The sequence below is a fragment of the Xylanibacter brevis ATCC 19188 genome, assembly GCF_000621725.1.
GTDB classification, from domain to species: domain Bacteria; phylum Bacteroidota; class Bacteroidia; order Bacteroidales; family Bacteroidaceae; genus Prevotella; species Prevotella brevis.
Map to the genome: position 1 here is coordinate 161,626 of NZ_JHXM01000008.1, position 9,461 is coordinate 171,086.

The 9,461-nt window shown below is 53.0% G+C and carries 8 protein-coding genes; 1 reads left to right on the plus strand and 7 read right to left on the minus strand.

The genetic code is table 11. From position 1 onward, the window contains the following. Positions 1-5: 5 nt before the first annotated feature. From cls to kdsA, 5 genes are all read right to left on the minus strand, one after another. On the minus strand, positions 6-1,262 hold the full coding sequence (gene cls, locus T433_RS0105745) for a cardiolipin synthase (protein WP_052342141.1): 1,257 nt from the start codon (positions 1,260-1,262) through the stop codon (positions 6-8). Next, positions 1,259-4,999, minus strand: a complete 3,741-nt coding sequence (locus tag T433_RS0105750) for a two-component regulator propeller domain-containing protein (RefSeq protein WP_027455188.1) — start codon at positions 4,997-4,999, stop codon at positions 1,259-1,261. The genes cls and T433_RS0105750 overlap by 4 nt, the downstream gene beginning before the upstream one ends. 40 nt (positions 5,000-5,039) lie before the next feature. Beyond that, positions 5,040-5,990, minus strand: coding sequence for a KpsF/GutQ family sugar-phosphate isomerase (locus tag T433_RS0105755; RefSeq protein ID WP_027455189.1), 951 nt, complete (start codon positions 5,988-5,990; stop codon positions 5,040-5,042). 196 nt (positions 5,991-6,186) lie between these two features. Next, positions 6,187-6,606, minus strand: a complete 420-nt coding sequence (locus tag T433_RS14770) for a GxxExxY protein (protein ID WP_044109302.1) — start codon at positions 6,604-6,606, stop codon at positions 6,187-6,189. A gap of 256 nt (positions 6,607-6,862) precedes the next feature. Beyond that, positions 6,863-7,648, minus strand: a complete 786-nt coding sequence (kdsA, locus tag T433_RS0105765; RefSeq protein WP_282706092.1) for a 3-deoxy-8-phosphooctulonate synthase — start codon at positions 7,646-7,648, stop codon at positions 6,863-6,865. A 198-nt stretch (positions 7,649-7,846) separates the two neighbouring features. Here kdsA and T433_RS0105770 point away from each other — a divergent pair, with 198 nt between their 5' ends. Further along, positions 7,847-8,389 (plus strand): outer membrane beta-barrel protein, encoded by a 543-nt coding sequence (locus T433_RS0105770; RefSeq protein WP_027455191.1) that lies wholly within the window; start codon positions 7,847-7,849, stop codon positions 8,387-8,389. A 411-nt stretch (positions 8,390-8,800) separates the two neighbouring features. Here T433_RS0105770 and T433_RS16440 read toward each other — a convergent pair whose 3' ends face one another. Together T433_RS16440 and T433_RS16635 are read right to left on the minus strand one after the other, a co-directional pair. Further along, entirely contained in the window at positions 8,801-8,902 is a 102-nt protein-coding gene (locus tag T433_RS16440) for a smalltalk protein (RefSeq protein WP_155808395.1), read from the minus strand. Positions 8,903-9,168: 266 nt separating this feature from the next. Next, positions 9,169-9,461 (minus strand): HU family DNA-binding protein (locus T433_RS16635; protein ID WP_487237257.1); only part of this gene is annotated, 293 nt, incomplete at its 5' end.

A 9,461-nucleotide genomic window follows, 5' to 3' on the forward strand; every position in this document is an offset into this window, starting at 1 on the left:
TGCGATTAAAGGAGTGGGCTGAGCAGATAGGCGAACCATCCACGAAACTTTTGCCAGGGGGTGCGGAATTCGTTCCACACCTCCTTTGTCATATAGACGCTTTCCTGCTTGTCTCTGTCAAACATATGGTCCAGCTCACGGGTGGTCTCCTTGTCGATGATCACAGCATTCTCTTCGTAGTCGAAGCGAAGGCTGCGTGCGTCAAGATTGGTGCTGCCTATGGTGCAGAACTTCCCATCTACCATCATGATCTTAGAGTGGTGGAAGCCTGGTTGGTAGAGCCACACATGGGCCCCTTTCTTCATCATGCGATGCATGTTGTAGAAAGCACAGTCGGGCGTCAGGGGGATGTCGCTCTTGGCCGATATCATCAGTTCCACCTTCACGCCGCGCTTGATGGCCCTTTTCAGCGCTTTCGTGATGCAGGGGCGCAGGGTGAAGTAGGGGTTGATGATGCGTATTGAGTCTTGGGCGTCGTCGATGGCGTTGACGTAGAAATAGCGCATCACGTCGTTGGTGGTGCGAGGCTCACGGTTCACTATTCCAATACATTTGTTGCCAGCATCCTCACCACGAAAGTATTCCGCCTTCTGGCTGATATCCTCCTGGGTAGTCTTCTTCCAAATCTTGGCAAAGATATGCTGCAGGTCGTTGACGGTGTTGCCCTCTATGCGGCAGTGCATATCGCGCCAGGCCCCCACCTGCTCTGTGCCTTTGATGTAGTAGTCGGCCACGTTCATGCCTCCAGTGTATGCTATCTTGCCGTCGATGACTACTATTTTCCTATGATCACGCGGCCAGATGTGGTTCACCCAGGGGAACCTGATGGGGTCAAACTCCCAGATATCTATTGAGTCGCTGCGCAGCGCTTCTACGTGCTTTTTCAGCAGGGGCTGATTGTTGGAGTCGTTGCCAAAGGCATCAAACAGTGCACGCACCTCCACACCCTCGCGTCGTTTCTCTTTCAGGATGTCGAAGAGCAGCATGGCTATCGAGTCGTTTCTGAAGTTGAAATACTCCAGATGGATGCTGTGGCGCGCCTGGCGTATGTCCTGAAACAAGCAGTCGAACTTCTCCTGCCCAGACATAATCACCTTGATGCTGTTGTCGTGAGAGAAGCGGATGCCGTAGTCCTTCAGCTGCTGGTAGATGAGAGAGTCTGAAGACGTGCCGCTCTGCTGTGCTTGTGCTGTAGAAAAGCAAAAGGCGAGTGCCACCATGATGAGGCCTCTCGTCTTTATGCCTGTGAGTCTGTTTGTCATTGTCTGTATTTCATGCGGTACTCTGATGGTGAGATACCGAATCGTTCTTTAAACATATTAATAAAGTGCTCGGCAGTGGGAATACCGATGTTGGATGCCAGCTCACTCATGTTGATATTAGTGCGCTGCAGCAGTACGCAGGCACTCTTCAGTCGCAGGTCGCGCACCACCTCGGCAGGCGTCTTTCCTGTGATGTCGCGCACCTTCTGGAAGAAGGGCTTCATGCCCATTCCCATTGCGGCAGCCATTTCCTCAAGATTGATCGTGCCGCGACTCATGTTCTGTTGCACATACTGCTCGATGCTTCTGATCAGCTGTCGGTCAATGTTGTAGGTCATGCTGTCGTCTTCCTGCTCGTTGCCCATGATGAAGGCATCGTCGCTGCCTTCCACGTGGTGATTGCGCACGGCAATAGACACCGTCTTCAGCTCGTCGTCGATGTCCACATGCTTGCTAGCCGTCTCGTAGTCGGCACTCTCGGTGGCGGTGGTCATACTAGAGTTGCGCCCCTCCAGCATGCGCGTCTCGGCACCCTCGATGAGGTTAGAGTCGAGCTCGATAGGTCCGATGCCCAGCAACTTGTTGATGCGCATCACGGCCTCATTCAGATTGAAGGGCTTAGGCAGATAGTCGTCGGCAGCCATCGTGATGTTTTGGTTCATCATCTCGTTGTACGACAACTTCATGTCTGTCATCAGTATGAACTTGATCTTGTTCATCGTGTGGTGCATCTTGATCTGATTACAGAGTTCGCTGCCGCTCATCTCGGGCATATCCTGCTTGCACACAATCAAGTCTGGTTGCACCACCTCGATGTCGGCCAGAGCCTTCCTCACGTTGTCGTAGGGGTGGAAGTCGTAGATGTAGCGCAGGCGGTTGTTGATGAACTTGATAAACTCAGGATTGTCGTCCACGAAAGAGATGCGGAACTTAGACGTGGGCAGATCCTGCGTGGGTCTGATCTCAGAGGTCAGTTCCTCTTCTACCATTTCAGGCAGCGAAAGCTGATCGGAGATGGTGCCCAGCTCGAAGTTCTTGTTCACCACCTGCTGTGCCTTCTCCTCAGGATGCTCCAGTGCCAGCTGCATGTCGCTGACGCGCGTGATGACGGTCAGCATCTGCGAGTGCAGGGCGTTGAGCTGTTCGCGCTCCTCGGGCGTGCTGTCCAGTTCGGCCAGGTTCATGATGATAGAGGTCATGCGCGACATGGGTTGACGCAGGTCGTCGCTGGCAGCCTTGATCTCGTCGCGCTGCACGGCCAGTTCTCTGAGGATGGCGTGCTTCTTCACCCACAAGGCCCTCAGCACGTTCCAGCCCTTGCGCCAGATGAAGACGATGCTCGCCAGCAAGAGTGCGTAGATGATGAGCATCCACCACTGCAGGTACCAGGGGCGCTCGATGGTGATCTTCAGCACGCGTTCCTGGTCGCTGATCTGTCCGTCGGCATTCATGGCCTTCACGTGCAGGATGTATGTCTTGCTGGGCAGGTCGGTGAAGGTGACGCCATGTTTCAGTGCGTCACCGTTTTTCCAGTCGTGATCCAGTCCTTCCATCCAGTACATGAACTGCAGGCGCTCACTCTGGTTGTAGTTGCCGCCGGCAAACTTGATGGTGAATGTGTTCTGACTGCTCTTCAGCGAGAGTCGGCTTATCTCGTTGAGCGCACTGGTCAGTGGCACGTTGCCGTCGTACTCATGTCCTGTGAGTATCTCCTCGTCGCCGATAAACAGCTGTGTCAGCATGACCTGTGGCAGCGATTCAGTGTCGCCCTTAGTCTTTGGTCGCACCATGTTGATGCCGTAGAGTCCGCCCATCACCACTTCGCCGTCGGTGCGCGTCAGTATGGCACCAGGGTTGAACTCGTCGCTCTGCAATCCGTCGTTGTGGTCGTAGTTATAGAGACCGTAGTTGAACGTGCCCTCTTCGTGATCTCGCTGTATGACGATGCGGCAGACGCCATTGCTGGTGGTGATCCAGATGTTGTGGTGCTTGTCTTCGGTGATGCCGCAGATGTTGTTGTTGCAGAGACCTATCTTCTCTGTGATCTGCGTCATGTTGTCGGTCTCCATGTCGAGCACGTTCACGCCCTCGCGTGTGCCTATCCACAACAGTTTTCTGGAGTCCTCGAAGATGTCCGTGATATAGTTGTTGGTGAACTTCACGATGCTGCTCTGATTGCCCACCAGGTGGGTCATCTCGCCTGTAGAGATGTTCATGATGAAGACGCCCTCCGAGGAGCCTATCAGCAGGCGGTTTCTCGAGGCGTAGAAGAGCGAGGTGATGGAGTTGGTCTTCAGCTTTCCGTTCTCCTTGGTGTAGTTAGAGAACTGGTTCATGCGTGGGTTGTACATCTGCAAACCGCCGTCGGTGGCTATCCAGAGGTTGGCGCTCTTATCCGTGCACAGGTCGTTGATGTGATCATCAATCAGCGTTTTGCGGATGCTGTCGTTGGCCGTAGAGTAGATGATGGCCGTGTTGTTGAAGATGCGCGTCAGTCCGTTTTGCTTCGAGCCCACCCACAGGCTTCCGTCGTTGGTGTAGGCCATTGCCGACACCTTCATGCTGGCCAGACGTCCGTCGTAGTCAATCAGGCCGTTGTCGCTGGTGCCATACCACACCTTTCCGTTGGCATCCTGCGCCATGGCGGTGACGTCGCCGATGAGCTCCGACTGGAACTTATAGATTTTCTCGCCGATATAGGCCACACCAGCCTTGGCGGTGCCTATCCAGAGCAGTCCTGTGTTGTCTATATAGACGCTCTTCACGCCCATGTTGTCGTTGATGCGTCGCATGGGCGACATGCTCTTCAGCTGTACGGGCTCTATGGTGTGGCTCACGGCGTCGATGTGCACCAAGCCGTGACGATTGGTGCCCACCCACACGTTTTTGTTCTTGTCGCTGTAAACGGAGCTCACGGCATAGTCGGCATTGCCGCCTGTCAGTCCCAGCTGGTCGCCGATGTGCGTGTCCCAGATGTTCAGCTTGCGGTCGTAGCAGAACAGGGTGCCCTGTCCGTAGAGCCAGATGATGTTTTTCTTGTCGGTATATACGCGCAGCGTGTTCGAGTGGCGCAGTCGCTGCAGGGCGATGTCCTGGTTCTTCCACACCACGCGCTGCTTCACCATGACGTCGCAGCACACCAATCGGCCGTCGGTATAGACGAGGATGACGCCCTCGTTGCATTCGCCGATGGAGCAGATGTCGCCCTGGGGGATGCCAGTGGCGTCGTTGGTGTAGCCAAACTCATAGAGCAGCTGCTGCTGCATGTCGTAGCAGAACACGCCCTTGCCAGGCTGATAGCCCCACAGGTTCTTGTGGCGGTCTATGTAGATGATGTTGGGAGTGCTCTTCATGCCCAGCTTGCTGAACACTTGTCGCATGTCGCGCTCGAAGTTCTCCGTCTGGGGGTGATAGATGCAGTAGCCTGCCGAGGTCTTCACCCACAGGTCGCCCGAGAGTGCCGCCTGGATGCTCTCCACGTAGCTGTCGGGCAGCGACGATCCGTCTTGCGAGTCGCTCTGGAAGTGGCGAAACGTGTAGCCGTCGTATCGGTAGAGGCCGGCAGGCGTGCCAAACCACATGTATCCTCTGTCGTCCTTCAGGATGCAGTTGATCTGGCTCGAGGTCAGTCCGTCTCTTGCCTCCAGTTTCTTATAGAGGTATTCTGCAGCTGCGGCCGTCTGCAGGAGTGCAGACAGCAGCAACAGTGTGGTGCAGATTTTTCTTATTCCTTTCATATAGTAGTAATAGAGTTCTAATCGAAATTAGGTGTGTGTGTTATAGCATGCAGGAGTAGTGATCCACGACGCCCAGCAGGTGGCGCTCCTCGCTGACCACCAGCACCGAGTGTATCTTGTAGCGCTGCATGATGCTCTGTATCTCAGAGATCTTCGTCTCTGCCGATACCGTCTTCGGCTCGCGTGTCATGATGTCGCTCACGGTATGGTCTATAAAGCCTGCCTGCCAGCGCTCCATGGCGCGACGTATGTCGCCGTCGGTGATGAGGCCCACGATCTTGTCGTCCACCGTGGCCACACCCAGCCCCAGCTTGCCTTTGCTCACCAGAATGATGGCTTCGCCCAGATGCATATCAGGGCTGATGATGGGCAGGTCGTCCTCGCGCATCACGTCTTGCGCCGTGGTGAGCAGACGCTTACCCAGTTCGCCGCCAGGGTGGAAGTGGGCAAAGTCCTGCGGACGGAAGTTGCGCTTCTGCATCAGTGCGATGGCCAGCGCGTCGCCCATGGCCAGTGTGGCGGTGGTAGAGCTGGTGGGTGCCAGGTTCAGCGGGCACGCCTCTTTCTTCACGCCCACGTTCAGGTGGCACGTAGAGTATTTGGCCAGCAGCGACTGCGGGTTGCCGCTCATGCCGATGATGGGTATCTGCATGTGCAGCACCATGGGGATGAAGCGCAGCAGCTCGTCTGTCTGGCCAGAGTTGGAGATAGCCACCACCACGTCTTCATGTGTCATCACGCCCAGGTCGCCATGATAGACGTCGAGCGGGTTGATGAAGAAAGCCGGTGTGCCTGTCGATGACAGCGTGGCGGCAATCTTGGCGCCGATGTGTCCGCTTTTGCCCACGCCCGTCACGATCACCTTTCCCTTGCAGTCGTACATCAGGTTCACAGCCTTCTCGAAGTTATCGTCAATCTTCGGAATCAGTTCCAAAAGTGCTTCGGCCTCGTCTTTGATGGCCTGTATTCCATATTCTATCGTTGTCATCATTTCTTTATTTCTTCGGATGTTACGATTCGTCTCTCTTTTGCCTACGGATTTCTTTTTTTTTCTTGCCTACGGATTTTACGGATTTTACGAATTTTCTTTTCAGCCGACGAACTCAACGCATCATTTCGATTCATTTTATCCGTGTAATCCGTATAATCCGTAGGCGGTCTATCCCTCCGTTGGCGGTCTTTTCTCCCTACGGATCCATCTTGTTATTCCTTCTGGAGGTATTGAAGAATCTGTGATGCTTCAAGCTTAGTTCCCCAAAATTAATCAATAGTCCGCTTTCATATCCTGTGGCATTTAAATAATTTAGCACCTGCGAGTCGAAGGTCTTGTTCAATTCTGCAACAGCTTTCAGTTCAACGACGATGCTGTTAAAGCAGACAAAATCTGCAACATAGTAGTGTGCTAGTGTTACGTCTTTATATTTTATATTTACTAATTTCTCTCTTTCAAATGGTATTTTACGATTTGCAAACTCAATAGCAAGAGCATCTCCATATACTGCTTCAAGGAAACCACATCCCAGATGGCGATGTACTTCCATCGCTGCACCTATTATTTTGTAGGTCGCTTCGTCATATCTCTTTTTGAGTTCCTCTATCGAATACATATTTTATATATCAACTTTTCTTTTTTTTCTTGCCTACGGATTTTACGGATTTTACGGAATTTTTTTTCTGTCTACGAACTCAACGTAATCATTTCGATTCATTTTATCCGTGTAATCCGTATAATCCGTAGGAGTTTTTCTCCCTCCGCTGGTCTTTTTCTTGCCTACGGATTTTACGGATTTTTTTTCAGCCTCCGAACCAACGTAATCATATCGTTTTATTTAATTCGTATAATCCGTAAAATCCGTAGGCAATCTATCCCTCCGTGGGCTTCAAGAGCTCCTTTATCAAGCCCTCCAATTTGTTCAGCTCCAACATGTTGGCTGCATCGCTCAGACCTTCGTCGGGGGTGGGGTGCACCTCGAAGAAATAGCCTGTGGCACCAAAGGCCTTGGCAGCCAGCGCCATGGCGGGCACGAAGCGACGGTCGCCACCCGTCTTGCCCCCTGCAGCATCAGGGCGCTGCACACTGTGCGTGCAGTCCATCACCACCGTGGGCACAATCTCTTTCATGTCGGCAATGTTGCGGAAGTCCACCACCAGGTTGCCGTAGCCCATCATGTTGCCGCGCTCCGTCAGCCACACCTCCTCGGCGCCTGCCTCGCGCGCCTTTTCCACGGGGTAGCGCATGTCGCGACCAGCCAGAAACTGCGCCTTCTTGATGTTCACCGTGCGCCCCGTCTTTGCTGCTGCCACCAGCAGATCCGTCTGCCTGCACAGGAAGGCGGGTATCTGAATGACGTCGCACACCTCGCCTGTAGGCTCTGCCTGCCACGCCTCGTGAATGTCGGTCAGTATCTTCAGCCCGTATTTCGACTTCACGTCGCTCAGCATCTGCAGCCCCTTGTCTATGCCAGGGCCGCGAAAAGAGCGTATCGAAGTGCGGTTGGCCTTGTCAAACGAGGCCTTGAATATGATGTCCGTGCCCAGACGCTTGTTGATGTCCACCAGTTTCGCTGCCACTACATCCAGCAGCTCGGCCGACTCAATCACGCAGGGACCTGCAATGAATTTTATTTGTTTGCTCATTATTACAATAATGTTTATTAGACGTGCAAAGATACGTATTTCCACTGAAACTGCCAAGAAAACAACAAAGAATTGATGGAAAAAGCAAAAAAAAGCAGAAAATTTTTGTGCGTTGAAAAGTTTTTTATACTTTTGCAGCCGAAAACATAATCAATCAGCCTTTCTGCCTAGGCAGGGGCCCATTAAGTTTAATTAAAAAATTATCTAACAATGAAAAAGATTGTAATGACTCTGGTTGCCATGATTGCAACCGCAACTATGAACGCACAAGACATGTATGTTGGAGGTACCGCAGGTCTTTCTACCGATGGTAACAACAATCGCGATCTTTACATCGCTCCTGAGTGGGGTATGAAGCTGGACGACAAGCTGGGCTTCGGTCTGCGTCTGAACTACGGCTATGGTAAAGAAGAGAATGTCTTTGGCACAACTAGCACAACAGATATCACCGTTAATCCTTATCTGCGCTACGACTTTGCCCAGATCGGCAAGCTCAAGGTCTTCGTAGATGGTGGTGTTTACTTTGGCACTTCTAAGACTGACGACTTTGATGCCAACAACAACTTTGGTTTGAATGTTGTTCCTGGCGTTGCCTACAACATCACCGACAACTGGAGCATCGTGGCTCTGGCCAACAACGTATTCTCTTGGAACATTGCCGCACCTGCTCACAGCCACTGTCGTCACGACATCAGTCTGCTTGAGGACTTCGGCATCAACACCTTCCGTTTCGGTTTCTTCTACAATTTCTAAGCCGCCGGTTCGGAAACAATAATAATCCCCACCTAAACAACAAGCAGCGCACCTATTCAGGGTGCGCTGCTTTGTTGTTTAAAGTGAGAAGTGAGAAGTGAGAGGTGGTGCGCCTATGGCGCAAACCGACCCCCTCTAAATCTCCCCAAGGGGGAGACTTTCTTATTTCTGACCCCTCCCCTTGGGAGGGTCGGGGAGGGGTCGCTTTTTTCCTCCCCTCCCATGTAGGGGAGGGGGCGGGGGTGGGGTCAGTGTTGTTCTAACTGCCAATGGAGATACAGACCCCACCCCTGCCCCTCCCCTTGAAGGGAGGGGAGTGCCTACGTAGAAATCAGCGGAATATTGTTTAGTTACAGACCCCACCCCCAGCCCCTCCCCTTGAAGGGAGGGGAGTTCAGCGGAAGGGAGGGGCTAATTCATACAACTTGCCACGCCGAGGCTAGTGGCGATCGCCGTGAGGATGGCGATGATGGTCTGCACGATAAACTTCCAAGTTTCAATTTTGTTTTTCATGGTATTATTCGGTTAATTTGGTTGTTTTTAAAGGCCTACGGATTCTTTTAGTCGGCGTTCCGCCTTTGTAAAAGCGGCAAAGCCGAGCGATACGGATTTTACATGCGGTTGTTTTCTTAGCTTGAACCTTGCGCAGCCCCTCCCCTCCCATGTAGGGGAGGGGTCGGGGTGGGGTCAGTGTTGTTCTAACTGCCAATGGAGTTACAGACCCCACCCCTAGCCCCTCCCCTTGAAGGGAGGGGATGGGTTTGTCGGGGAGGGGTCTGTTAGTCCTCATTCTCCCCCTGACTCGCGGTCTCAATTCCCGCCAACTCCTTCACGTTGAGGAGCGAGGCACGCTTCTTCAGCGACTTCGACGTCAGGTCGTTCAAGTCCATGCGACTGGGCTGGAAACGCAGGTATATTCCGCGCATGTTGGACGCCAGGTTGAACTCCTCCTCAGAGTCGGCACCCGTGGTGTGCGTAGAGAGATAGAATGTACCCAGGTCGCCAAACTGCACCTTCTTACCCTCCATCAGCTGCTCCAGGATACACGACTGCAACTTGTTGGCAACGCCCA

Bases quoted from the DNA above. Each gene is read 5' to 3' on its own strand.
- T433_RS14770 (WP_044109302.1), bottom strand. From the start codon at position 6,606: ATGTATTCGATAGAGGAACTCAAAAAGAGATATGACGAAGCGACCTAC.
- T433_RS0105770 (WP_027455191.1), top strand. From the start codon at position 7,847: ATGAAAAAGATTGTAATGACTCTGGTTGCCATGATTGCAACCGCAACT.
- T433_RS0105755 (WP_027455189.1), bottom strand. From the start codon at position 5,990: ATGATGACAACGATAGAATATGGAATACAGGCCATCAAAGACGAGGCC.
- T433_RS0105750 (WP_027455188.1), bottom strand. From the start codon at position 4,999: ATGAAAGGAATAAGAAAAATCTGCACCACACTGTTGCTGCTGTCTGCA.
- cls (WP_052342141.1), bottom strand. From the start codon at position 1,262: ATGACAAACAGACTCACAGGCATAAAGACGAGAGGCCTCATCATGGTG.
- T433_RS16440 (WP_155808395.1), bottom strand. From the start codon at position 8,902: ATGAAAAACAAAATTGAAACTTGGAAGTTTATCGTGCAGACCATCATC.